Source organism: Ottowia beijingensis (genome assembly GCF_013423955.1).
Taxonomy (GTDB): domain Bacteria; phylum Pseudomonadota; class Gammaproteobacteria; order Burkholderiales; family Burkholderiaceae_C; genus Ottowia; species Ottowia beijingensis.
Genome location: NZ_JACCKX010000001.1, coordinates 547,040 through 569,651 on the forward strand (window position 1 = coordinate 547,040; position 22,612 = coordinate 569,651).

At 66.2% G+C, this 22,612-nt stretch carries 18 protein-coding genes, 1 tRNA gene and 7 pseudogenes; 4 read left to right on the top strand and 22 right to left on the bottom strand.

Annotation, left to right across the window (positions count from 1 at the left end):
* Positions 1 to 123 precede the first annotated feature (123 nt).
* Positions 124 to 627 (top strand): DUF192 domain-containing protein, encoded by a 504-nt coding sequence (locus H0I39_RS02775; protein WP_180549493.1) that lies wholly within the window; start codon positions 124 to 126, stop codon positions 625 to 627.
* Between the two features lie 133 nt (positions 628 to 760).
* Here the strand turns inward: H0I39_RS02775 and H0I39_RS02780 are convergent.
* The 13 genes and pseudogenes from H0I39_RS02780 to iscR all read right to left on the bottom strand — a co-directional run bounded on the left by H0I39_RS02780 (position 761) and on the right by iscR (position 11,089).
* Positions 761 to 2,995: pseudogene (locus H0I39_RS02780) on the bottom strand (NADP-dependent isocitrate dehydrogenase).
* A gap of 357 nt (positions 2,996 to 3,352) precedes the next feature.
* Complete coding sequence (locus tag H0I39_RS02785) at positions 3,353 to 3,952, bottom strand: isochorismatase family protein (protein WP_180549494.1); 600 nt, start codon at positions 3,950 to 3,952, stop codon at positions 3,353 to 3,355.
* Positions 3,953 to 4,035: 83 nt separating this feature from the next.
* Positions 4,036 to 4,110: transfer RNA gene (locus H0I39_RS02790), tRNA-Val, on the bottom strand.
* Between the two features lie 49 nt (positions 4,111 to 4,159).
* Complete coding sequence (gene dnaQ, locus H0I39_RS02795; RefSeq protein WP_180549495.1) at positions 4,160 to 4,876, bottom strand: DNA polymerase III subunit epsilon; 717 nt, start codon at positions 4,874 to 4,876, stop codon at positions 4,160 to 4,162.
* A gap of 151 nt (positions 4,877 to 5,027) precedes the next feature.
* Positions 5,028 to 5,366, bottom strand: coding sequence for an ISC system 2Fe-2S type ferredoxin (gene fdx, locus H0I39_RS02800; protein ID WP_180549496.1), 339 nt, complete (start codon positions 5,364 to 5,366; stop codon positions 5,028 to 5,030).
* A gap of 5 nt (positions 5,367 to 5,371) precedes the next feature.
* The gene (gene hscA, locus H0I39_RS02805) at positions 5,372 to 7,231 is read right to left on the bottom strand and encodes a Fe-S protein assembly chaperone HscA (RefSeq protein WP_180549497.1); all 1,860 of its coding nucleotides are present in this window, start codon (positions 7,229 to 7,231) and stop codon (positions 5,372 to 5,374) included.
* Positions 7,232 to 7,261: 30 nt separating this feature from the next.
* Complete coding sequence (hscB, locus tag H0I39_RS02810; protein WP_180549498.1) at positions 7,262 to 7,777, bottom strand: Fe-S protein assembly co-chaperone HscB; 516 nt, start codon at positions 7,775 to 7,777, stop codon at positions 7,262 to 7,264.
* Positions 7,774 to 7,998 (bottom strand): hypothetical protein, encoded by a 225-nt coding sequence (locus H0I39_RS02815; RefSeq protein ID WP_180549499.1) that lies wholly within the window; start codon positions 7,996 to 7,998, stop codon positions 7,774 to 7,776. Before H0I39_RS02815 ends, hscB begins: the two co-directional genes overlap by 4 nt.
* Positions 7,999 to 8,016: 18 nt before the next feature.
* On the bottom strand, positions 8,017 to 8,340 hold the full coding sequence (gene iscA / locus H0I39_RS02820; RefSeq protein WP_180549500.1) for an iron-sulfur cluster assembly protein IscA: 324 nt from the start codon (positions 8,338 to 8,340) through the stop codon (positions 8,017 to 8,019).
* A 16-nt stretch (positions 8,341 to 8,356) separates the two neighbouring features.
* Positions 8,357 to 8,710, bottom strand: coding sequence for a cupin domain-containing protein (locus H0I39_RS02825; RefSeq protein WP_180549501.1), 354 nt, complete (start codon positions 8,708 to 8,710; stop codon positions 8,357 to 8,359).
* Between the two features lie 80 nt (positions 8,711 to 8,790).
* Positions 8,791 to 9,182, bottom strand: a pseudogene (gene iscU / locus H0I39_RS02830) (Fe-S cluster assembly scaffold IscU).
* 71 nt (positions 9,183 to 9,253) lie between these two features.
* Positions 9,254 to 10,474, bottom strand: a complete 1,221-nt coding sequence (locus H0I39_RS02835) for an IscS subfamily cysteine desulfurase (RefSeq protein WP_180549502.1) — start codon at positions 10,472 to 10,474, stop codon at positions 9,254 to 9,256.
* Between the two features lie 82 nt (positions 10,475 to 10,556).
* Positions 10,557 to 11,089, bottom strand: a pseudogene (gene iscR / locus H0I39_RS02840) (Fe-S cluster assembly transcriptional regulator IscR).
* 234 nt (positions 11,090 to 11,323) lie between these two features.
* Between iscR and H0I39_RS02845 the strand changes: the two are divergent.
* A complete protein-coding gene (locus tag H0I39_RS02845) occupies positions 11,324 to 11,869 on the top strand; it encodes a BON domain-containing protein (RefSeq protein WP_180549503.1) in 546 nt (181 codons plus the stop codon).
* A 68-nt stretch (positions 11,870 to 11,937) separates the two neighbouring features.
* Positions 11,938 to 12,516 (top strand): BON domain-containing protein, encoded by a 579-nt coding sequence (locus tag H0I39_RS02850; protein WP_257645584.1) that lies wholly within the window; start codon positions 11,938 to 11,940, stop codon positions 12,514 to 12,516.
* A gap of 20 nt (positions 12,517 to 12,536) precedes the next feature.
* Here H0I39_RS02850 and uvrB read toward each other — a convergent pair whose 3' ends face one another.
* Positions 12,537 to 14,645 carry an excinuclease ABC subunit UvrB gene (gene uvrB / locus H0I39_RS02855; RefSeq protein ID WP_180549504.1) on the bottom strand — a complete coding sequence of 703 codons (2,109 nt, stop codon included), beginning with the start codon at positions 14,643 to 14,645 and terminating at the stop codon, positions 12,537 to 12,539.
* A 127-nt stretch (positions 14,646 to 14,772) separates the two neighbouring features.
* Between uvrB and H0I39_RS02860 the strand changes: the two are divergent.
* Positions 14,773 to 15,968, top strand: a pseudogene (locus H0I39_RS02860) (amino acid aminotransferase).
* Between the two features lie 162 nt (positions 15,969 to 16,130).
* On the opposite strand, the gene dnaB reads toward H0I39_RS02860, so the two are convergent.
* The 8 genes and pseudogenes from dnaB to tolB form a co-directional block, all read right to left on the bottom strand.
* The gene (dnaB, locus tag H0I39_RS02865; protein ID WP_180551663.1) at positions 16,131 to 17,546 is read right to left on the bottom strand and encodes a replicative DNA helicase; all 1,416 of its coding nucleotides are present in this window, start codon (positions 17,544 to 17,546) and stop codon (positions 16,131 to 16,133) included.
* Positions 17,547 to 17,899: 353 nt separating this feature from the next.
* Positions 17,900 to 18,352 (bottom strand): 50S ribosomal protein L9, encoded by a 453-nt coding sequence (rplI, locus tag H0I39_RS02870; protein WP_180549505.1) that lies wholly within the window; start codon positions 18,350 to 18,352, stop codon positions 17,900 to 17,902.
* A 13-nt stretch (positions 18,353 to 18,365) separates the two neighbouring features.
* On the bottom strand, positions 18,366 to 18,647 hold the full coding sequence (rpsR, locus tag H0I39_RS02875; protein ID WP_180549506.1) for a 30S ribosomal protein S18: 282 nt from the start codon (positions 18,645 to 18,647) through the stop codon (positions 18,366 to 18,368).
* Positions 18,648 to 18,952 (bottom strand): annotated as a pseudogene (priB, locus tag H0I39_RS02880) (primosomal replication protein N). It lies immediately after the preceding gene.
* 38 nt (positions 18,953 to 18,990) lie between these two features.
* Positions 18,991 to 19,356 carry a 30S ribosomal protein S6 gene (gene rpsF, locus H0I39_RS02885; protein WP_180549507.1) on the bottom strand — a complete coding sequence of 122 codons (366 nt, stop codon included), beginning with the start codon at positions 19,354 to 19,356 and terminating at the stop codon, positions 18,991 to 18,993.
* A gap of 322 nt (positions 19,357 to 19,678) precedes the next feature.
* A pseudogene (gene ybgF, locus H0I39_RS23870) lies at positions 19,679 to 20,466 on the bottom strand (tol-pal system protein YbgF).
* 10 nt (positions 20,467 to 20,476) lie between these two features.
* Positions 20,477 to 20,848, bottom strand: a complete 372-nt coding sequence (pal, locus tag H0I39_RS02895) for a peptidoglycan-associated lipoprotein Pal (RefSeq protein ID WP_373368248.1) — start codon at positions 20,846 to 20,848, stop codon at positions 20,477 to 20,479.
* Positions 20,849 to 21,079: 231 nt separating this feature from the next.
* Positions 21,080 to 22,380, bottom strand: a pseudogene (gene tolB / locus H0I39_RS02900) (Tol-Pal system beta propeller repeat protein TolB).
* Positions 22,381 to 22,612: the final 232 nt, after the last annotated feature.

Below are 22,612 nucleotides of genomic sequence, written 5' to 3' on the forward strand. Positions count from 1 at the left end.
ATGGCCCTGAAAAGCGAAGTTCATTCTAGCCAGCGCTGCCCGCGTGCGGCCGAACGCCAGCGCGGCGGCGACAATGCAGGCTGCGCCAACGGCCTGGCGAACCTTTGCCGGCGCCCAGGTCAGATGCGCTTGTTGCCTTTCATTGCCACCGCCATGCGTTCATCCCTCCGCCGCCACCTGCTTGCCATCCTCGCCGTTCTGGCCTGCGCGCCCGCCTTCGCACAACTGGCGCCCGCCGGCCAGCCGCAGCTCGATCTGCCGCGCACCACGCTCAGCATCGGCATGCACCGCATCGACACGCAGCTGGCCACCGCACCCGAGCAGCGCCAGATCGGCCTGATGCACCGCAAGGAAATGCCGCAGCATGAGGGCATGCTGTTCATCTTCGAGCAACCCGCCACGCAGTGCTTCTGGATGCGCAACACGCTGATCCCGCTGACGGCCGCCTTCGTGGCCGACGACGGCAGCATCGTCAACCTGGCCGACATGCAGCCGCTTCAGGAAACCAGCCACTGCTCGGCCAAGCCGGTGCGCTATGTGCTGGAGATGAACCAGGGCTGGTTCAAGCAACGCAACCTGAAGGCCGGCGCCCGGTTGCGCGGCAAGCCGTTCGAGGCCGCGCGCTGATTTTTAGCCAAAACCACCTCCAGCGTTTATGCAGCAAGCGCTGGCAGCTATGATTATTGAACCAATCGGCTTGATGATCCTATGAAAAACGGCGCCCGCAGGCGCCGCTGTTGGGTTCAGTCCAGGACAGCGATCAGGCCGCGACCTTGGCCAGCGCGTCGTTGAAGGTCTTGCTGGGGCGCATCACCTGCGCCAGCTTGGCCGGGTCGGGCTGGTAGTAGCCGCCGATGTCCACTTCCTGGCCCTGGATCTCGGTCAGCTCCTGCACGATCTTCTGCTCATTGTCGGCCAGCGCCTTGGCCAGCGGCACGAACTTCTTGGCCAGTTCGGCGTCCTCGGTCTGCGCGGCCAGCTCCTGCGCCCAGTACATGGCCAGGTAGAACTGGCTGCCGCGGTTGTCGAGCTGGCCGGTCTTGGGGCTGGGGTTCTTGTTGTTGTCCAGCAGCTTGCCGGTGGCGGCGTCGAGCGTCGTCGACAGCAGCTTGGCCCTGGCGTTGCCGGTCTTCAGGCCCAGGTCTTCCAGCGACACCGCCAGCGCCAGGAACTCGCCCAGCGAATCCCAGCGCAGGTGGTTCTCTTCAGTCAGCTGCTGCACGTGCTTGGGTGCCGAGCCGCCGGCGCCGGTCTCGTACATGCCGCCGCCGGCCATCAGCGGCACGATGGACAGCATCTTGGCGCTGGTGCCCAGCTCCATGATCGGGAACAGGTCGGTCAGGTAGTCGCGCAGGATGTTGCCGGTGGCGCTGATGGTGTCCTGGCCGCGGATCACGCGCTCCAGCGTGTAGCGCATGGCGCGCACCTGGCTCATGATCTGGATGTCGAGCCCGTTGGTGTCGTGTTCGTGCAGGTACATCTTGACCTTGGTGATGAGCTGGTTCTCGTGCGGGCGGTACGGGTCGAGCCAGAACACCACCGGCATGCCCGAGTTGCGCGCGCGTGACGGCGAGCTTGACCCAGTCGCGGATCGCCGCGTCCTTGACCTGGCACATGCGCCAGATGTCGCCCTCCTCCACATCCTGGCTCATCAGCACCTCGCCGGTGGCAATGTCGGTGATGTTGGCCACGCCGTCCTCGGGGATCTCGAAGGTCTTGTCGTGGCTGCCGTATTCCTCGGCCTGCTGCGCCATCAGGCCGACGTTGGGCACGGTGCCCATGGTCTTCGGATCGAACGCGCCGTGCCACTTGCAGAAGTTGATCATCTCTTGGTAGATGCGGGCGAAGGTGCTTTCGGGCATCACCGCCTTGACGTCCTTCAGGCGGCCGTCGGCACCCACATCTTGCCGCCGTTGCGGATCATGGCGGGCATCGAGGCGTCGACGATGACGTCGTTGGGCGAGTGGAAGTTGGTGATGCCCTTGCTCGAGTCGACCATGGCCAGCTCGGGCCGGTGCTCGTGGCAGGCGTGCAGGTCGCGCTTGATCTCGTCCTGCTGGCTTTGCGGCAGGTCCTCGATCTTGTTGTACAGATCGACCATGCCGTTGTTGACGTTGATGCCCAGCTCGTCGAACAGCTTCTGGTGCTTGGCGAACGCGTCCTTGTAGAAGATCTTGACGCAGTGGCCGAACACGATGGGGTGCGACACCTTCATCATCGTGGCCTTCACGTGCAGCGAGAACATCACGCCGGTCTTGTGCGCGTCCTCGATCTCCTTTTCGTAGAAGGCCAGCAGCGCCTTCTTGCTCATGAACATCGAGTCGATCACCTCGCGATCCTGCAGGCTGACCTTGGGTTTGAGCACGATGGTCTTGCCGCTCTTGGTGATCAGCTCCATCTTCACGTCGCGCGCGCGGTCCAGCGTCATCGACTTCTCGCCGCTGTAGAAGTCGCCATGGTGCATGTGCGAGACGTGGCTGCGCGAGGCCTGGCTCCACTCGGCCATGCTGTGCGGGTTCTTGCGCGCGTACTCCTTCACCGCGCGGGGTGCGCGGCGGTCGGAGTTGCCCTCGCGCAGCACCGGGTTGACGGCCGAGCCGATGCACTTGTTGTAGCGCGCGCGGATCTCCTTCTCTTTCTCGTCCTTCGGGTTCTCGGGGAAGTCGGGAATCTTGTAACCCTTGTCCTGCAGCTCCTTGATGGCCGCCTTGAGCTGCGCCACCGACGCGCTGATGTTGGGCAGCTTGATGATGTTGGCCTCGGGCTTGAGGGTGAGCTTGCCCAGCTCGGCCAGGTTGTCGGGCACGCGCTGTTCTTCACTCAGGTACTCGGGGAACTGGCCCAGGATGCGGCCGGCGACCGAGATGTCGCTGGTGGTCACGTCGATGCCGGCGGGCGCGGTGAACGCCTGGACGATGGGCAGGAACGACGCGGTCGCCAGCAGGGGCGCCTCGTCGGTCAGGGTGTAGACGATGGTGGATGGCTTGTCGCTCATGGGGGTCTCTCCGGTTGTCGTTGTTGGCATGCCGCGGGGCGAACGCTGGTGGCGTCGGCGCGGCATGGTGTCATGCCTTCCTGACGCGGCGCTCACGCAGACCGCGTCGGTTGCGGCGCCTATTGTGACAAATGGCAGGCCTCATCATCCGCCCGGGGTTGGCGTGCGGTGGCCGCAAGCTATGCTTTTGCTAGCTTGCAGCGCCTATCAGGCATTGATTTCATGCGAAAAACACCATGAAATCAGCATGGACAATGCGCAAGCAGCTACGTTATTCGCAGCAAGCCGCGCTGGCCCAGGCCCATGGGTCCAGCGCCGTCAGCCCCGAGCGCTCCTGATCACCCCTGGGCGAGGAAACTATTTGATCAGCGCCTGCAAGGCCCTGAACTGCGGATGTTCGCAGTCGCGCAGCCACTCGAAGCCGACCATCTCGGTCGTCACCAGTTCGCAGCCGGCGCCGGCCAGGCGGTCGTAGGCGGCGTCGCGGTTGCGTTCGGTGCGCGAGCTGCAGGCGTCGGTTACCACCCACACGTCCCACTCGGCTTCCAGCAGGCTCAGCGCGGTCTGCAGCAGGCAGACGTGCGTCTCACAGCCGGCGATGACCACGGTGCCGCGCTCGGGCGCCGCCTGCACCGGCTTCTGCAGGTGCTTGGGCAGGCTGCGCGCGTTGCCGCGCGGGGCCGGCGCGGGCGGGGCCAGCAAAGGCTGCAGTTCCTCGGCGCCGCTGAAAGCCATCTTGGGCACGATGCGGTCGCACAGCGCCGCCAGCGCTTCGTCGGTGCCGCCCAGCTTGGCCGGGTTCTGCTCGGTCGCCCACACGGGCACGTCGACCAGCCTGGCCATCTGCGCCAGCCGGCGCGCGTTGGCCACCACCGCCGCCGCGTCGTGGATGGCGGGCATGAGGCGGGCCTGGTAGTCGATCAGCACCAGCTGGCAGTCATCGGCGTCGAGCAGCATGAGAATCCTCCAGGCGGCGCCTGGCAAGGGCACCAAAGAAAAACGCTCCGAAGTCAGGTCACTTCGGAGCGTTCATTTTGACTTGGTGGGTGATACATGGATCGAACATGTGACCCCTGCCGTGTGAAGGCAGTGCTCTACCGCTGAGCTAATCACCCGTTTCGCGTGTTCGGCGAAGCATGGAATTATATACCAGTATTTTCCCGCTCAGGCAGCCGCCGCATGATCGGCCTGCCACACCAGCTTGCCGCCGCTGGCCTTGTCGATCTGCGCCAGCACGTCGGCGTGCGCGGTCAGCTCCTGCGCGTTGGCGGTCAGCACGGGCAGGTCGAACACGCTCAGGTCGATGCGTTCGCCCTCGGCGCCCTGCTCGCCGACGTCGCCCAGGTCGATCAGCAATGCCTCCTGCCCGCGCGTGAGGTTGATGTAGACGTCGGCCAGCAGCTCGGCATCGAGCAGCGCCCCGTGCAGCGTGCGGCCCGAGTTGTCGACGCCCAGGCGGTCGCACAGCGCATCCAGGCTGTTGCGCTTGCCGGGGTACAGTTGCTTGGCCATGGCCAGGGTGTCGGTGACCTCGCTCACGAAGCTGGTGAACACCGGCTTGCCCAGGCGCTCCAGTTCCTTGTCGAGAAAGCCGATGTCGAACGCCGCGTTGTGGATGATGATCTCGGCGCCTTCGAGGTAACGCAGGATCTCCTCGGCCACTTCGGCGAACTTGGGCTTGTCGCGCAGGAACTCGGTGGTCAGCCCGTGTACGCGCAACGCGTCTTCGTGGCTGTCGCGCTCGGGGTTGACGTAGAAGTGCAGGTTGTTGCCGGTGAGCTTGCGGTTCAGCAGCTCGACGCAGCCGATCTCGATGATGCGGTCGCCGCTTTCGGCCGAAAGGCCGGTGGTTTCGGTGTCGAGGACGATCTGGCGCGACATGGAGTGTTGAACGTTTGTTATCGAAAACAGAGCTGCTGGCGCCCGCCAGTCAATGATTTCAGTTGTTTTTCTCTTGAAACCATTACCAGTAAAGCGCAAGCCACTATTGATTCATGAGCACCCGGTGATTCACGCCGAACGCGCCAGCGGTTCAGTGGTTTTCCCGCGCATGGTTGATGGAGTAGCGCGGGATTTCCACCGTCAGGTCCGTCTTGCCCACGATGGCCTGGCACGACAGGCGCGACAGCGGCTCCAGGCCCCAGGCGCGGTCGAGCAGGTCTTCCTCCTCCTCCTCGGCTTCGTTCAGCGAATCGAAACCCTCGCGCACGATGCAGTGGCAGGTGGTGCAGGCGCGGCTCATCTCGCAGGCGTGCTCGATGGGGATGTCGTTGTCCAGCAGCGCCTCGCAGATCGAGTCGCCCACGTTGGCCTGGATCTCTGCGCCTTCGGGGCAGTACTCGGGATGGGGAAGAACGGTGATGGTGGGCATGGTGTTCAGATCGATTCGACCGATTTTCCGGACAGGGCCTTCTGGATGCTGGCGTTCATGCGCATGGCGGCGAACGCCTCGGTGCCATCGGCCAGCGCCTTGGTGGCGGCTTCGATGGCGGCGGCGTCGGTGCTGTTGGCGGCGATGCCGCGCAGCGACAGCATCAGCGCGTCGACTTCGGCGCGTTCTTCCTTCGACAGCAAGGCGCCATCGGCATCCAGCGCGCTCTGCGTGGCCAGCAGCATGCGGTCGGCATCGACGCGCGCCTCGACCAGCGCGCGCGCCTTCACATCGGCCTCGGCGGTGCTGAAGCTGTCCTGCAGCATCCGGGCGATCTGCTCGTCGGAGAGGCCGTAGCTGGGCTTGACGTCGATGTGCGCCTCGACGCCGCTGGTCTGCTCTTTCGCGCCGACGTGCAGCAGACCATCGGCATCGACGGTGAAGGTGACGCGGATGCGCGCCGCACCCGCCGCCATGGGCGGGATGCCGCGCAGCTCGAAGCGCGCCAGGCTGCGGCAGTCCTGCACCAGGTCGCGCTCGCCCTGCACCACGTGCAGCGCCAGTGCCGTCTGGCCGTCCTTGTAGGTGGTGAAGTCCTGCGCCATCGCGGTGGGGATGGTCTGATTGCGCGGCACGATGCGCTCGACCAGGCCGCCCATGGTCTCGATGCCGAGCGAGAGCGGAATCACGTCGAGCAGCAGCAGGTCACCCGCCGCGTCGTTGCCGGCCAGCTGGTTGGCCTGGATGGCGGCGCCCAGCGCCACCACTTCGTCGGGGTTGAGGTTGACCAGCGGCTCGCGGCCGAAGAAGTCGGCCACGGCGCGGCGGATCACCGGCATGCGCGTGGAGCCGCCCACCATCACCACGCCCTTGACCTCATTCGGTGCCAGTTGCGCATCGCGCAGCACCTGGCGCACGGTGGTCAGGCAGCGCTGCGTCAGTGCGGCGGTGGCGGCCTCGAAATCTGCGGATTTCAAGTCAAATCGGGCTTCAGCGCCCGCCAGCATTGCGCTGAAAGCTACGTTTTCAGAAGCACTCAAGGCTTCCTTGGCGGCGCGCGCCGCGGCTTTCAGCGCCGCCTTGTCGGTGGCGGTTGCGGCCGTGGCACCGGTCTGCGCCAGCAGCCAGTCGGCCAGCAGGCGGTCGTAGTCGTCGCCACCCAGGGCCGAATCGCCGCCCGTGGCGATGACCTCGAACACGCCCTGCGTGAGCCGCAGGATCGACACGTCGAAGGTGCCGCCGCCCAGGTCGAACACGGCGTAAACGCCTTCGCTGGCGTTGTCCAGGCCGTAGGCGATGGCCGCGGCGGTGGGTTCGTTGATCAGGCGCAGCACGTTGATGCCGGCCAGCTGCGCGGCGTCCTTGGTGGCCTGGCGCTGCGCGTCGTCGAAGTAGGCGGGCACGGTGATGACGGCGCCGTACAGGTCTGCTTCAAAAGTGTCTTCGGCGCGGTAGCGCAGCGTGGCCAGTATGTCGGCGCTGACCTCGACCGGCGACTTTTCGCCATGCGGCGTCTGGATGCCCACCATGCCGGGCTGGTCGATCAGCCGGTAGGGCAGCTGGTCGCGGCCGGCGATGTCGGCGGCGCCGCGGCCCATCAGGCGCTTGACCGAGGTGATGGTGTTCTCGGCATCCTGCGCGGCGTTCGCCAGCGCGTCATGGCCGATCTGGCGGCAACCGCCCGGCAGGTAGCGCACCACCGAAGGCAGCAGCACCCTGCCCTGCTCGTCCGGCAGGCATTCGGCCACGCCGTGGCGCACGGCGGCCACCAGCGAATGGGTGGTGCCCAGGTCGATGCCCACGGCGATGCGCCGCTGGTGCGGGTCGGGCGATTGGCCGGGTTCGGAAATTTGCAGCAGAGCCATACAGCGGGGTTCAGAAATGCGCGCGAAAAATCATTCGAGTGTCGCACGCTTGCGGTCGATGTCGCCGGCCAGCCTGTCGAGAAACATCAGTGCCCGCACGGTTTGGGCGGCGGCTGGCCAGTCGTGCTGGGCATCCATCTGTTGCTCCAGTTTCAGGAGCATCTCGCGCTTCAGCGTGGCCGACTGGCGGCCGATTTCATCCATGGCCGCGGCGTCGACCGCGTCGTCCACCGCCTCGCGCAGCTCCATCTGCTGCATCAGGAACTCCGCCGGCATGGCGGTGTTGCTTTCTGCGTCGATGGGCGCGCCGTTCAGCTCGCACAGGTAGGCCGCGCGCTTCAGTGGATCCTTCAGCCGGCGATAGGCCTCGTTGATGCGCGCCGACCACTGCATGGCCACACGCTGCGCGGCCGCGCCCTGGGCGGCGAACTTGTCGGGGTGCACCTGCCGCTGCAGCTCCTTCCAGCGCGCATCGAGCTGCGCCGCGTCCTGCGCGAAGCGGGGCGGCACGGCGAACAGCTCGAAGTCGGTGGATTGCAGGTTCATGGATGCGGATCGTGTGAAACGGGTGGCACCGGCGCCACCATGCCGGTGGGCAGTTCAGCAAGGGCCTCGGCCGGCGCCTCGACACGCCAGATGTCGACGCAACAGCCGCAGCCCTGGTTGTCGGAGCACTGGATGCGCGTGCCCCAGCGGCGAAACCACGCGTTGACGGCCAGGATGTCGCGTTCGTTGTCGATCGTGACGCTGACCGTCGCCTTCGCCATGCTCGGGCGCGCGCGCTGTCAGACGCGGAACGATTCGCCGCAGCCGCAGCGGTCGCGCTCGTTGGGGTTGTTGAAGCGAAAGCCCTCGTTCAGGCCCTCGCGCACGTAGTCGAGTTCGGTGCCGTCGATGTAGGCCAGGCTCTTGGGGTCGATCATCAGCTTGACGCCGTGCTGCTCGAACAGCTCGTCCTCGGGCGCGACCTCGTCCACGTATTCGAGCTTGTAGGCCAGGCCCGAACAGCCCGTGGTCTTGACGCCCAGGCGCACGCCCACCCCTTTGCCACGCTTGGCGAGGTATTTGGTGACGTGCCGCGCAGCGGCTTCGCTCAATGTGACGGCCATGATGCTTTCTTCGATTTCAGTTCTTGCGCAATGCAATGGTGAGCAGGACGACCGAGCCCACGACGGCCAGCAACTGGTGCGGCTCGCCGCGCTGCAGGTACATCAGCTCGCCTTCGGTCAGGCGTGCCTTGGGGCGCGGATCGGGCTCGCCCAGCGCGTGCGAGATGACGTCGACACAACCCTTGATGCACTGCATCGTGATCTCGCCGTCGACCCGGTGATCCAGCATGCGCCGGCCCTCGGGCATCAGCAGCAGCATCACCTCCAGGTCCTCGCCCTTGAACAGCGCCCGCGATTCGAACTCGGTCGGCAGCGGACCTTCGGGGACGAGTGCCTGCGTCTGTCCGGGCAAGAGGTGATCAAGTGCCATGTCCAAGAGCCTTTCGTGAGAACAACGCGTTGGTGATCGCGCCGCGGCGTGCGCGGCACACGTGGGTTGCGTCGGCGCCTTCAGGCGGCGACGGTGTGCTTGTTCTTGTAATCCTGCACCGCCGCCTTGATGGCGTCCTCGGCCAGGATCGAGCAGTGAATTTTCACCGGCGGCAGGGCCAGCTCTTCGGCGATCTGGCTGTTCTTCAGCTCGGCCGCCTCGTCCAGCGTCTTGCCCTTGACCCATTCGGTGACGAGCGAGCTGGAGGCGATGGCCGAACCGCAGCCGTAGGTCTTGAAGCGCGCGTCCTCGATCACGCCCGTCTGCGGGTTGACCTTGATCTGCAGCTTCATCACGTCGCCGCAGGCCGGTGCGCCGACCATGCCGGTGCCCACGCTGTCGTCGCCCTTGTCAAAGCTGCCGACGTTGCGGGGTTCTCGTAGTGGTCAATGACTTTTTCAGAATAGGCCATGGTGTTTACTCCTTTATTGATAGCTATTTGCGCTTTGTGGATGGGCGCTAGCGGTCAATCTGATTCAAGATTCAATGTGCCGCCCACTGGATGGTGGACAGGTCGATGCCTTCCTGGTGCATCTCCCACAGCGGGCTGAGTTCACGCAGCTTGGCGACGTTCTCGCGGATCGTCTGGATGGCGTAGTCGATCTCTTCCTCGGTGGTGAAGCGGCCGATGGTCATGCGCAGGCTGCTGTGGGCCAGTTCGTCGCTGCGGCCCAGGGCGCGCAGCACGTAGCTGGGTTCCAGCGATGCCGAAGTGCAGGCCGAGCCGGACGAAACCGCCAGCCCCTTGATGCCCATGATCAGCGACTCGCCCTCGACGTAGTTGAAGCTCATGTTCAGGTTCTGCGGCACACGGCGTTCCAGGCTGCCGTTGATGAAGACCTGCTCGATCTCCTTCAGGCCGTCCAGCAGGCGCTTCTGCAGGCGTGCGGCGTGGGCGTTGTCCTCTTGCATCTGCGCCTTGGCGATGCGGTAGGCCTCGCCCATGCCGACGATCTGGTGCGTGGGCAGCGTGCCGCTGCGCATGCCGCGCTCGTGGCCGCCGCCGTGCATCTGCGCCTCCAGGCGCACGCGCGGCTTGCGGCGCACGTACAGCGCGCCCACGCCCTTGGGGCCGTAGGTCTTGTGCGCGGTCAGGCTCATCAGGTCGACGGGCAGCGTCTTCAGGTCGATCTCGACACGGCCCGTGGCCTGCGCCGCGTCGACGTGCAGCAGCACGCCCTTCTCGCGGCAGATGGCGCCGATGGCGGCGATGTCCTGGATCACGCCGATCTCGTTGTTGACGAACAGCACGCTGGCCAGGATGGTGTCGGGGCGGATGGCGGCCTTGAACTTGTCCAGATCCAGCAGACCGTCTTCCTGCACGTCGAGGTAGGTCACTTCGAAGCCCTGGCGCTCCAGCTCGCGCATGGTGTCCAGCGTGGCTTTGTGCTCGGTCTTGAGGGTGATGAGGTGCTTGCCCTTGCCCTTGTAGAAGTGGGCCGCGCCCTTGAGCGCCAGGTTGGTGGATTCGGTGGCGCCGCTGGTCCACACGATCTCGCGCGGGTCGGCACCGATCAGGTCGGCCACCTGCTCGCGGGCGGTTTCAACGGCTTTCTCGGCCTCCCAGCCCCAGGCGTGGCTGCGGCTGGCGGCATTGCCGAAGTGCTCGTACAACCACGGCACCATGGCGTCGACCACGCGCGGGTCGCACGGCGTGGTGGCGCCGTAGTCCATGTAGATGGGGAAATGCGGAGTCTGGCTCATGGCGAATGGCAATCGCAGGGTTCTGGTTGGTTTATGAACGTTTTCGGCCTCCAGCGCTTGCCCAGCAAGCGCCAGCAGCTACTTATTTTGTAGTCAACCCACCCAGTGCGAAGACCGAGTTGGGTGCGTTGACGCGGATCGGCTTGACCACCGGCGCGGACGAGATGGCGCGCTTGGTGGCGGGCTTGTCCTCGATCTCGATGCCGTTGGCGTGCTGGTCGTCCACCAGCTTCTGCAGCGTCACCGATTCCAGGAACTCGATCATGCGGTCGTTGAGCGAGGTCCACAGATCGTGCGTCATGCAGCGCCCGCCCTCGCCGCGGCAATTTTCCTTGCCGCCGCAATGCGTGGCGTCCAGCGGCTCGTCGACCGAGGTGATGATGTCGGCCACCGTGATGTCGGCCGCCTTGCGGCCGAGCGAGTAGCCGCCCCCGGCCCGCGGGTGGATTCGACCAGCTCGTGCCGGCGCAGCTTGCCGAACAGTTGTTCGAGGTACGACAGCGAAATCTGCTGCCGCTGGCTGATGGCGGCCAGCGTGACCGGGCCGTTGTCCTGGCGCAAAGCCAAGTCGATCATGGCCGTGACGGCGAAACGTCCCTTGGTGGTTAGGCGCATGTGAAGCTCCTTGGCGTATGGGTATGTCGATGGTTGTCGCAGGCCCTGGGACCGCGACCGATTCGGTGTCTGACGGCTTGGGCAACCAGGATGGCGCTGCTGCCGTCTATTTCCGAGTGTTTTGATCAAGTATACAGCAATTCCCACTGCAGCGTGGGGCTTTGCGTGCGCTGGCGGCACTGCCTCGCAAGGCGCCGCCGGCTTTTCCTACACCGAGGTGGCCCTTGCACGGACATGCAGGGCACGGCCCCCGCCCTAAATTGCGGAGGACGTTTCAACCTCTCCCAGACAACCCCACCCAGACAACCGAAAGCCACCATTCATGAAACCCCGTTCCACGCCTCGACCTTCCGCGCGCTGCTGGCCGCGGCGGTGCTGGCGGGCGGGCTGGCCGCCTGCGGTGGCCGCGACAACGACCGGCTCGGCGCGCACGACGCCCCTTCGTTCGAAACCCAGATGGCCCGCAGCCAGGCCGCTGCCGTGGAGGCGCAACGCAAGGCCGACGTGGCCGAGCAACAGGCGCGCGAGGCGCGGGCCGGACTGGATCGCGAAGCTGCCGCCGCCATTCACGATGCCGACATCACCCAGGCGATCAGCGCACGCCTGGCGCGCGAGCGCAGCCTGCGCGAGGCGCCGATCAAGGTGCAGACGCTGCAGGGCGTCGTGTGGTTGCGGGGCCATGTACCGTCCGAAGCCGCGCGCTCGGACGCTGAATTGCTGGCCCGCACCACCGATGGCGTGCTGGCCGTGCGCAACCGGCTGGACGTGGTGACGCGCTGACCGGCCGTCCTCGCTGGCCGTTTTCTACCGGTTTTCAACCAGTTCTCTTGACCCCGAAAGGAAACCCCATGAAAAAGATGAACCACACCCGCCCCGCCGCGATCGCCCTGGCCGTGCTGATGGCCGCCGCGTTGGGCGCCTGCAGCAAGAGCGAGCAGGAACAGGCGCAGCGCCAGGTCGATCAGGCCGCGACGCAGGCGGCCGAAGCCGGCCGCGAACTGAAGGCCGACGCCCAAGAGGCTGGCCGCGAATTGAAAGCCGAGGCCCAGCAAGCCGGCCGCGAGGCTGCCGAAGCGGGCCGCGAGCTGAAAGCAGACGCTGCCGAGGCTGGCCGCGAACTGAAGGCCGATGCCGCCGCCGCGACGGCCGAGGCACGTGCCGAAGCCGCCAAGGCCGGTGAAGCCATCAAGGAAGGTGCGCGCGACGCCGCCGGGCTGGCCAGCGACGTGGCCATCACCGCCTCGGTCAACGCCAGGCTGGCGAAGGACCCGGACCTGAGCGCGCTGCGCATCAACGTGGACACCAAGGACGGTGCCGTCACCCTCACCGGCCCGGCGCCCAGCCAGGCCGCCAAGGACCGCGCCGCCACGCTGGCACGCGAGGTGGAAGGCGTGAAGTCGGTGACCAACAGCCTGTCGGTCAGCTGAAGGAAGTCAGGCGCGGCAGGCTAGGCCGCGCTGCGGCCGGCCAGGCTGCTCAGGTTGTCGGTGCCGGGCGCGCCAAAGGCGCTTTGCTTCAGCACGTGCAACTGGTCGCGCACGCGCGCCGCCTGCTCGAACTCCAGGTTGCGCGCGTGCTCCAGCATGAGCTTTTCCAGCCGCTTGATCTCGCGCGCGATGTCCTTCTCGGACATGTCCTCGACCCTGGCGCGCGCCACCTCGGCCGCCAGCACTTGGGCGTCGGTGCCGCCACCCTTGTCGCTGTAGACGCCGTCGATCAGATCCCGCACCTGCTTGACGATGCCGCGCGGCGTGATGCCATGCTCGGCGTTGAAGGCGATCTGCCTGGCGCGGCGGCGCTCAGTCTCGCCCATGGCCTTCTTCATCGATTCGGTGATGCGGTCGGCGTACAGGATGGCCTTGCCGTTGACGTTGCGCGCCGCACGGCCGATGGTCTGGATCAATGAACGCTCGGCGCGCAGAAAACCTTCCTTGTCGGCGTCGAGGATGGCCACCAGCGACACCTCGGGAATGTCCAGCCCCTCGCGCAGCAGGTTGATGCCCACCAGCACGTCGAACGCGCCCAGGCGCAGGTCGCGGATGATCTCCACGCGCTCCACGGTATCGACGTCGGAGTGCAGGTAGCGCACCTTCACGCCGTTGTCGGTCAGGTACTCGGTCAATTGCTCGGCCATGCGCTTGGTCAGCGTGGTGATCAGCACGCGCTCGTGCTTCTCGGTGCGCAGGCGGATTTCCTGAAGTACGTCGTCCACCTGGTGCGTGGCCGGGCGCACCTCGACCTCGGGGTCGACGAGACCCGTGGGCCGCACCACCTGCTCCACCACTTGGCCGGCATGCGTCTTCTCGTAGTCGGCCGGCGTGGCGCTGACGAACACCACCTGCCGCATGCGCTGCTCGAACTCGGCAAACTTCAGCGGCCGGTTGTCCAGCGCGCTGGGCAGGCGGAATCCGTATTCGACCAGCGTGGTCTTGCGCGCCTTGTCGCCGTTGTACATGGCGTTCAGCTGGCCGATCATCTGGTGGCTCTCGTCCAGGAACATGATGGCATCGCGCGGCAGGTAGTCGGTCAGCGTGGCGGGCGGATCGCCCGGCGCGGCGCCCGACAGATGGCGCGTGTAGTTCTCGATGCCCTTGCAGTGGCCCAGCTCGCTCAGCATCTCCAGATCGAACCGCGTGCGCTGCTCCAGCCGCTGCGCCTCGACCAGCTTGCCTTCGGCGACGAAGAACTTGAGGCGCTCGGCCAGCTCCAGCTTGATCGATTCGACCGCCGCCAGCGTCTTCTCGCGCGGCGTCACGTAGTGGCTGCTGGGGTAGATGACGAAGCGCGGCACCTTCTGCTGGATGCGGCCGGTGAGCGGGTCGAACAGGCTGATGCTTTCCACCTCGTCGTCGAACAACTCCATGCGCACCGCCAGCTCGCTGTGTTCGGCCGGGAACACGTCGATGGTGTCGCCGCGCACGCGGAAGGTGCCGCGCGCGAAGTCCATGTCGTTGCGCTGGTACTGCATGCGCACCAGCTGCGCGATGGCGTCGCGCTGGCCCTGCTTGCCACCCACCTTCAGGATCATCCGCATCTGCAGGTAGTCGTCGGGCGCGCCGATGCCGTAGATGGCCGACACCGTGGCCACGATCACCGTGTCGCGCCGCTCCAGCACGCTCTTGGTGGCCGACAGGCGCATCTGCTCGATGTGCTCGTTGATCGCGCTGTCCTTCTCGATGAACAGGTCGCGCTGCGGCACATAGGCCTCGGGCTGGTAGTAGTCGTAGTAGCTGACGAAGTACTCGACCGCGTTCCTGGGGAAGAACTCGCGGAACTCGCTGTACAGCTGCGCCGCCAGCGTCTTGTTGGGCGCGAACACGATCGCCGGCCGCCCCAGCCGCGCGATCACGTTGGCCATGGTGAAGGTCTTGCCCGAACCGGTCACGCCCAGCAGGGTCTGGAACGATTCGCCGTTCTCCACGCCCTCGACCAGCGCGTCGATGGCCGTGGGCTGGTCGCCCGCCGGCGGATACGGCTGGAAAAGCTGAAACGGCGAGTCGGGGAAGGTGACGAACTGGCCGGTGGTCGGCGTCTCGGCCGCTGCGATGGTGGTCATACAGATGAAACGGTTCGGGGCGGGCCGCTAAAATTCAAGGGTTTTCCTCCAGCGTAGCGCATGCGGGCCAGTTGGACACCGCCGCACGCCTTTTGTCCGCCCTTTTCAGCCCACAGGATTGACCACCATGTCTTTGTTTTCCGCCGTCGAAATGGCCCCCAGCGACCCGATCCTGGGTCTGAACGAGCAGTTTGCCGCCGACACCAACCCCAACAAGGTCAACCTGGGCGTCGGCGTGTACTTCGACGAGAACGGCAAGCTGCCGCTGCTGGCCTGCGTGCAGGCGGCCGAGAAGGCGCTGATGGACGCGCCGAAGCCGCGCGGCTACCTGCCGATCGACGGCATTGCCGCCTACGACAACGCGGTGAAGAAGCTGGTGTTCGGCGCCGATTCCGACGTCGTCACGCAGGGCCGCGTGGCCACGGTGCAGGCGCTGGGCGGCACGGGCGGGCTGAAGATCGGCGCCGACTTTCTGAAGAAGCTCAGCCCCAACGCCAAGGTGCTGATCAGCGACCCGAGCTGGGAGAACCACCGCGCGCTGTTCACGCAGGCCGGCTTCGAGGTGGGCACCTACCGCTACTACGACGCCGCCACGCGCAGCCTGAACTTCGACGGCATGCTGGCCGACCTGAAGGCCGCCGCGCCCGGCACCATCGTGGTGCTGCACGCCTGCTGCCACAACCCGACGGGCTACGACATCACGCCAGCGCAATGGGCGCAGGTGATCGAGGTGGTGAAGGCCGGCAAGCTGACCGCCTTCCTCGACATGGCCTACCAGGGCTTTGCCCAGGGCATCGCCGAAGACGGCGCGGTGGTCGGCCAGTTCGTGGCCGCGGGGCTCGACATCTTTGTCTCCACCTCGTTCAGCAAAAGCTTCAGCCTGTACGGCGAGCGCGTGGGCGCCCTGTCGGTGGTGTGCGCCAGCAAGGAAGAAGCGGCCAAGGTGCTGAGCCAGCTGAAAATCATGATCCGCACCAACTACAGCAACCCACCCACGCATGGCGGCGCCGTGGTGGCGATGGTGCTGGACGACCCAAGTTGCGCGCCCAGTGGGAAGAAGAACTGGCCGGCATGCGCACCCGAATCAAGGCCATGCGCCAGGCACTGGTCGACGGCCTGAAGGCAGCGGGCGTGCAGCAGGACATGGGCTTCATCACCACGCAGGTGGGGATGTTCAGCTACTCGGGTCTCAGCAAGGACCAGATGGTGCGCCTGCGCAACGAATTCGGCGTGTACGGCACCGACACCGGCCGCATGTGCGTGGCGGCGCTGAACGAGAAGAACATCGGCCACGTGTGCGCGTCGATCGCCAAGGTGATCTGACGCTGTCAGCGGCGCCAGCAGCCTGAAAACAGGCGATAGCCATTTGGCGTCGTTTCTTGATTCAATAATGATAGCTGCTAGCGCCCGGCAATCGGGCGCCAGCAGCTATTTTCATTGTCAAGAAAATTTGGCAAGCCCCTCTTGCCCAGCCTGGCGCCGCGCTCAGAAGTCGTCGCTGCCGCCAAAGGCCATGCTCTCGAAGCGCGTCAGCGGCTTCAGGAAGGTGAGCTTGACGGTGCCCGTGGGCCCGTTGCGCTGCTTGCCGATGATGATCTCGGCCACGCCGGGTTCGCGCGAATCCTTGTTGTAGTAGTCGTCGCGGTAGATGAACATGATGATGTCGGCGTCCTGCTCGATGGCGCCGGATTCGCGCAGGTCGCTCATCATGGGGCGCTTGTCGGTGCGCTGCTCCACGCTGCGGTTGAGCTGCGACAGCGCGATCACGGGGCATTGCAGCTCCTTGGCCAGCGCCTTCAGGCCGCGCGAGATTTCGCCCAGCTCGGTGGCGCGGTTCTCGCCGTCGGAGCTTGATCCGCTCATCAGTTGCAGGTAGTCGACCACGATCAGGCCCAGCTTGCCGCACTGGCGCGCCAGGCGGCGCGCGTTGGCGCGCAGCTCGGACGGCGTGAGGCCCGGCGTCTCGTCGATGTGCAGGCTGACGTTGCGCAGGCGCTCGATGGCCTCGGTCAGGCGCGGCCATTCCTCGTCGGTCAGCTTGCCGGTGCGCAGGTGGCCCTGGTCGATGCGGCCGATGGAGCCGACGATACGCACCGCCAGCTGGGCGGCGCCCATTTCCATCGAGAACACAGCCACCGGCAGGCCCTCGTTCAGCGCCACGTGCTCGGCGATGTTGATGGCGAACGCCGTCTTGCCCATCGACGGGCGCGCGGCCAGCACCACCAGGTCGCCCGCCTGCAGGCCGGCGGTCATGCGGTCGAGGTCGATGAAGCCGGTGGGCACGCCCGTCACGTCGTTCGGGTTGTCGGCCATCTCCTGCACGCGGTCGAGCAGCTGCACCACCAGGCTGTCCATGGCCTGGAAGCCTTGCTTCATGCGCGAGCCTTCCTCGCCGATCTTGAAGATCTTGCCTTCGGCTTCGTCGAGGATCTTGTCCACCGCCCGGCCCTGCGGGTTGAAGGCGCTGGTGGCGATCTCGTCGCTGGCGCTGACCAGCTTGCGCAGGATCGAGCGCTCGCGCACGATCTCGGCATAGCGGCGGATGTTGCTGGCGCTGGGCACGTACTGCGCCAGCGAGTTCAGGTAGACCAGCCCGCCGATCTCGTCGCCCTTGCCCTGGCGCTGCAGCTCTTCGTAAACGGTGATGACGTCGGCCGGCTTGGTCTCGTTGATGAGCTTGCCGATGGCGGCATAGACCAGCCGGTGCTCGTAGCGGTAGAAGTCGCTGTCGATCAGCACGTCGCCCACGCGGTCCCACGCGTTGTTGTCGAGCAGCAGGCCACCCAGCACGCTGGATTCGGCCTCCAGCGAGTGCGGCGGGATGCGCAGCTGCGCGACCTGGCGGTCGGTGGGGAGGTCGTCGCCGAGGTCGGCGTAGGCGGGAGGAAAGACGGAAGACATCGAGGGCAGCGAGGCAGCGGCGAACTGCGGCAGGGAAGGCGTGGTCAATGCTACGCCCGTGGCTCCGCTTGTCATGGGACAAGCCTGTGGACAAGCGGTGCAGCAGCGGTGAACTGGTGTTGTGAAGCTGTGGAGAATGCGGAGCCGGTGAAGACCGCATCGGTATGATTTTTATAGTGGGTGGCGCTCGTCCAGCAATGGATTCAAAAGAAAAGCATCTGAAATCCTTAATGGATCAACGCAAACAGCTATTTTTTTGAATCATCCGGCGCCTGCGAGTCAACACCAAAACAAAGCCGCCCACCTGGCGGCGGGCGGCTTGTGCGGGGTCGACAGCCGGTACGGCGGCTCGATCAGGCCGTTTCGCCGTACACCGAGACGGTGATCTCGGCATCCACGTCGGTGTGCAGCGAGACCTCGACCGTGTTGTCGCCCACCGTCTTGATCGGGCCGTTGGGCAGGCGCACCTGCGACTTGTGCACGTCGAAGCCCTGCTTCTTGAGCTCGTCGGCGATGTCGTGGTTGGTGACCGAACCGAACAGGCGGCCGTCGACGCCGGCTTTCTGCGTCAGCTTGATGGTCTGGCCGTTCAGCTTTTCGCCCAGCGCCTGGGCGGCGGCCAGCTTCTCGGCGGCCTGCTTTTCCAGCTCGGCGCGGCGGGCCTCGAACTCGGCCTTGGCGGCCTCGGTGGCGCGGCGGGCGCGGCCCGAGGGAATCAGGAAGTTGCGGGCGTAGCCGTCCTTGACCTTGACGATCTCGCCCAGGTTGCCCAGGTTGACAACCTTGTCCAGAAGAATGACTTGCATGAGGGTTCTCCTATCAGACGCGGTGCTGGTCGGTGTAGGGCAGCAGCGCCAGGAAGCGCGCGCGCTTGATGGCGGTGTTGAGCTGGCGCTGGTAGATGGCGCGCGTGCCGGTCAGGCGCGCGGGCACGATCTTGCCGTTCTCGCTGATGAAGTCGCGCAGGGTGTCGACGTCCTTGTAGTCGATCTCTTCGACGCCGGCGACGGTGAAGCGGCAGAAACGCTTGCGCTTGAACAGCAGCGACTGGGTGTTGCGCTTGGGACGCTTGTCCTTGTTGAATTTCTTGAACGTGGCCATTTAAGAGCCTCCTTGAAACTGATCTTGCTGAAAATCCTGGATGTGAAGCACCACATGCTTGGCGTTGCGCGGACTGGCCAGAAAGCCGGTGAAGCACCAGGTGGAACCCACCGCCTGCCTGCCGAGCCTTTCGGCCACGGCGCCGAGGGCCACCGCCCTCAATGCCGCCTTGACCTGCCGGGGGCTGCCGCCCTCCTCCTGCTGCGACTCGTGTTCGAGTCTCGCATCGAGCGCCGGCACGCCGGCGGGGTCAGGCGCAGGGCGCCGATCTCGACGATGCAGGCCGTGAGGCGGGTCTGGTTCACCTCGGCTCAGGCCGCCCGGCGCGCACGCCAGGGCATGCTCAGTTGGTGGTTTCCGCCTGCTGGGCCTTGCGCGCTTCCTCGCGCTCGACGGTCTTCATCATCGACGAAGGGTTGGTCTCGGCCTTTTTCTTCTGCACCGTCAGGTGACGCAGCACGGCGTCGTTGAAGCGGAAGGCGTGCTCCAGCTCGCCCATCACAGCCTGGTCGGCCTCGATGTTCAGGCACAGGTAGTGGGCCTTGGCCAGCTTGTTGATCTGGTAGGCCAGCTGACGGCGGCCCCAGTCTTCCTGGCGGTGGATCTTGCCGCCGCCGGCGGTGATCATGCCCTTGTAGCGCTCCAGCATGGCCGGAACCTGCTCGCTCTGATCCGGGTGGATCAGCAAAATAATTTCATAGTGACGCATTGACTCTCCTTGTGGATGAGAAAAGCCGCCCCCGGCGTCTGTTCGGGGTGCGGCAAGGGAACTTGGCATTATACATCGGGGCTGGCGATGAGCGAGGCGCCGTGAGCCTCAACTCGCATCCGACGCTTTGGATGCGCTGCTGGCCCCCACCCCAACCCTCCCCCAGCGGGGAGGGAGCCAACACCGGGCTGCGCAGCAAGCCCAGAAAGGGCCGCGGAGCAGGCCATGCCAGCGAACGCCGTGGAAGGGCTTGGCCCGCCCGCTGGCGTTGTTCCCCTTCGCGAAGCAAGAAGGGGAAGCGGCGTGAGCCGCTCAGGGGATGTCACTTCAACCTCGCCAGCCGTTCCTTGCCCGCCTGCGCGGCCTCGGACTGCGGGTAGGTCTTGACCAGCGACTCCAGCGTGGAACGGGCGGCGCGCGTGTCCTTCAGCTCGATCTGGCAATTGGCGATGGACAGCATGGCCTCGGGCGCGCGCTGGTGGTTGGGCGAGGCCGTCAGCAGCGAGCGGAAGTTGGTGATGGCTTCCTTGTAGTCGCGCGTGGCGTATTGCGCATTGCCCAGCCAGAACAGCGCCGACGGCGCCAGGCTGCTGCGCGGGTAGCGCTTGATGAAATTGGCGAAGCCGGTCTGCGCGCCCTTGAAGTCGCCGGCACGGAACACCGCCAGCGCGGCGTCGTAGTCCTGCTTCTCGCCGCCGGCGGCGGATTCGTTGGGCAGCGGCGGGGCGTGGCGACAGCGGCCGGATCGGCAGCCCGCGCGGTTTCAGCGGCCTCCAGCTTGCGCAGGCGCTCGTCCAGCGCCTGCTGCGCGGTTTGCAGCTTGCGCAGCTCGGACAGGTCGCGCGCCAGCTGCTCTTCCTGACCGCGGGCGCGCGCCAGTTCGCCGCGCAGCGATTCGATCTGCTGCTGCAGGTCGAGCATGCTGCGGCGCATCTGGGTATTCTCGTCCACTAGGCGGTTCTGCGCCGCCACCGACTGGTCGAAGCGCTGGCGCAGGTCCAGGATGGCCTGGCGCGCCTGGTCGTCGCCGAACAGCTGCGCCTGCGCGGCGCCCTGCGCCACCAGGCAGGTGGCCGTCAGCACGGCGGCCCGAAGAAGATTCATCCGCATCACGGCGCGATCAGCGGTAGCGGATTTCGACGCGGCGGTTCTGCGAGTAGGCGTCCTCGGACGAGCCGCTCACCGCCGGCTTTTCCTCGCCGAAGCTCACCGCCTCGATCTGCGCGTCGGTGGCGCCCACCAGCGTCAGCGCGCGGCGCACGGCCTCGGCACGCTTCTGGCCCAGGGCCAGGTTGTATTCGCGGCTGCCGCGCTCGTCGGTGTGGCCTTCGACGGCCACGCTGCGGCCGCGGTTACCCTGCAGGAAGCGCGCGTGCTGGTCCACCAGGCCCTGGTACTCGGGCTTGACGGTGAAGCTGTCGAAGTCGAAGTAGATGACGCGGCCCACGCCGGCCGGGCCGGCGGCATCGGCACCGGCGGGGCCCGCCTGCACCTGCGTGACGGTGCTCTGGCCCGCACCTGCGCCGGCCGCGCCGGCACCCGCACCCTGGGTAGCGGTGGCGTCCGCCCCGCTGCCCTGGATCGGGGATCGAGCTTGACGTTGGAACCACAGCCCGCCAGCACCGCCGCCAATGCGGCCACCATCAGATAACGCTTCATCATTGTTCTCACTCCTGAATTGACGATTGAAGAAACCAGGGCTGCCCCGCAGCCCCTTGAAACACTAGCGCTGGAACGGACCCCACGAGGGCTCGCGGATGTCGCCACTGCGGCCCGCCAGACGCGCCTTGATCTTGCCGTCCACCGTGGTGGTCATCAGCGCCTCGCGGCCGCCCTGGCGTGTGGCGTACACGATCAGGCGGCTGTTGGGCGCGAAGCTCGGATTTTCGTCTTCCGCCGTGTCGGTGACCGCGGTGACGTTGCCAGAGGCCAGCTCCATCACCTGCAGTTTGTAGCCGCGCTGCGCGACACGTATGCCAGATAACGTCCATCCGGGCTGACGGACGGCGACACGTTGTAGCCGCCACTGAAGGTGACGCGCTGCGCTGCGCCGCCGCTGGCCGACATGCGGTAGATCTGCGGCGCGCCGCCGCGGTCGCTGACGAAGTAGATGGTGCCGCCGTCGGGCGAGAAGGTGGGCTCGGTGTCGATGCTCTGCGACTGCGTCAGGCGGCGCGGCTCGCCGCCGCCGGCGCTGATCAGGTAGATCTGCGAACCACCATCGCGCGACAGCGTGACGGCCAGCTGGCGGCCGTCGGGCGACCAGGCCGGCGCGCTGTTGGAGCCGCGGAAGTTGGCCAGCAAGCGCCGGCGGCCGCTGGCCACGTCGTGCACGTAGATGACGGGCTTGCGCGACTCGAACGACACATAGGCCAATTGCGAGCCGTTGGGCGACCAGGTGGGCGAGATGATGGGCTCGGGGCTGCCCAGGGCGGCCTGCGCGTTCTCACCGTCGGAATCGGCCACCCACAGGGTGTAGCGGCTGCCCGCCTTGGTGACGTAGGCCAGGCGGGTGGAGAACACGCCCTTCTCGCCGGTCAGCTTTTCATAGATGTAGTCGGCGATCTTGTGGGCCGCCAGGCGCAGGTCGGCCTGCGGCACCACGTAGCCCTGGCCGCCCAGGTCCTGGCCTTTCACCACGTCCCACAGGCGGAAGCGTACGTCGTAGCGGCCATCGCCCAGGCGGGTGACGCTGCCGCCGGCCAGCGCATCGGCCGTGCGCTGGCGCCACACCGACATGTCGGGCCGCGTGGTTTCGTCCATGGCCTGGCCGCTCGGGTCGACCGAGCGGAACTGGCCGGTGCGCTCCAGATCGGCGCGGATGATGGCGCTGATCTTCTGTGGCGCCGCGTCCTCGCCGCGGAACGGTACCAGAGCGATGGGCAGCTGGGTCAGGCCGACGCCGGAGACTTCGACGCGGAACTGCGCCAGGGCCGGCAGCGCCGGCGTGGCGGCCAGTGCGACCACGAGGCCACGGCGTTGCCAGTTGGGAGTGATGCGATGGTCTTGGGGGTGGAATTTCATATCGAGAGACTGCGGCGAACAAAGTACCGCCGGCGGGCCGATGGGCCGCGGCAATGGTAGCAAGCCTGACCGAAGCGACGTTTCAAACTGTGAATTTGTCCAAGCCGCCGGCGGAAGTTCCCCGCATTTTCCTGCCGCGCCGCCCGGCCCGGCTTGGCGGCCGCTGCGCGAGCGATGGCGTGGCAAAGGCGCTCCGTAGAATCCACGGCTTCACCCCGCCGCCCGCCGATGC

Excerpts from the sequence above, each read along its gene's own strand:
- H0I39_RS02775 (WP_180549493.1), top strand. The coding sequence starts at position 124 with ATGCGCTTGTTGCCTTTCATTGCCACCGCCATGCGTTCATCCCTCCGC.
- H0I39_RS02785 (WP_180549494.1), bottom strand. The coding sequence starts at position 3,952 with ATGCTGCTCGACGCCGATGACTGCCAGCTGGTGCTGATCGACTACCAG.
- dnaQ (WP_180549495.1), bottom strand. The coding sequence starts at position 4,876 with ATGTCGCGCCAGATCGTCCTCGACACCGAAACCACCGGCCTTTCGGCC.
- fdx (WP_180549496.1), bottom strand. The coding sequence starts at position 5,366 with ATGCCCACCATCACCGTTCTTCCCCATCCCGAGTACTGCCCCGAAGGC.
- hscA (WP_180549497.1), bottom strand. The coding sequence starts at position 7,231 with ATGGCTCTGCTGCAAATTTCCGAACCCGGCCAATCGCCCGACCCGCAC.
- hscB (WP_180549498.1), bottom strand. The coding sequence starts at position 7,777 with ATGAACCTGCAATCCACCGACTTCGAGCTGTTCGCCGTGCCGCCCCGC.
- H0I39_RS02815 (WP_180549499.1), bottom strand. The coding sequence starts at position 7,998 with ATGGCGAAGGCGACGGTCAGCGTCACGATCGACAACGAACGCGACATC.
- iscA (WP_180549500.1), bottom strand. The coding sequence starts at position 8,340 with ATGGCCGTCACATTGAGCGAAGCCGCTGCGCGGCACGTCACCAAATAC.
- H0I39_RS02825 (WP_180549501.1), bottom strand. The coding sequence starts at position 8,710 with ATGGCACTTGATCACCTCTTGCCCGGACAGACGCAGGCACTCGTCCCC.
- H0I39_RS02835 (WP_180549502.1), bottom strand. The coding sequence starts at position 10,474 with ATGAGCCAGACTCCGCATTTCCCCATCTACATGGACTACGGCGCCACC.
- H0I39_RS02845 (WP_180549503.1), top strand. The coding sequence starts at position 11,324 with ATGCAGGGCACGGCCCCCGCCCTAAATTGCGGAGGACGTTTCAACCTC.
- H0I39_RS02850 (WP_257645584.1), top strand. The coding sequence starts at position 11,938 with ATGAAAAAGATGAACCACACCCGCCCCGCCGCGATCGCCCTGGCCGTG.
- uvrB (WP_180549504.1), bottom strand. The coding sequence starts at position 14,645 with ATGACCACCATCGCAGCGGCCGAGACGCCGACCACCGGCCAGTTCGTC.
- dnaB (WP_180551663.1), bottom strand. The coding sequence starts at position 17,546 with ATGTCTTCCGTCTTTCCTCCCGCCTACGCCGACCTCGGCGACGACCTC.
- rplI (WP_180549505.1), bottom strand. The coding sequence starts at position 18,352 with ATGCAAGTCATTCTTCTGGACAAGGTTGTCAACCTGGGCAACCTGGGC.
- rpsR (WP_180549506.1), bottom strand. The coding sequence starts at position 18,647 with ATGGCCACGTTCAAGAAATTCAACAAGGACAAGCGTCCCAAGCGCAAC.
- rpsF (WP_180549507.1), bottom strand. The coding sequence starts at position 19,356 with ATGCGTCACTATGAAATTATTTTGCTGATCCACCCGGATCAGAGCGAG.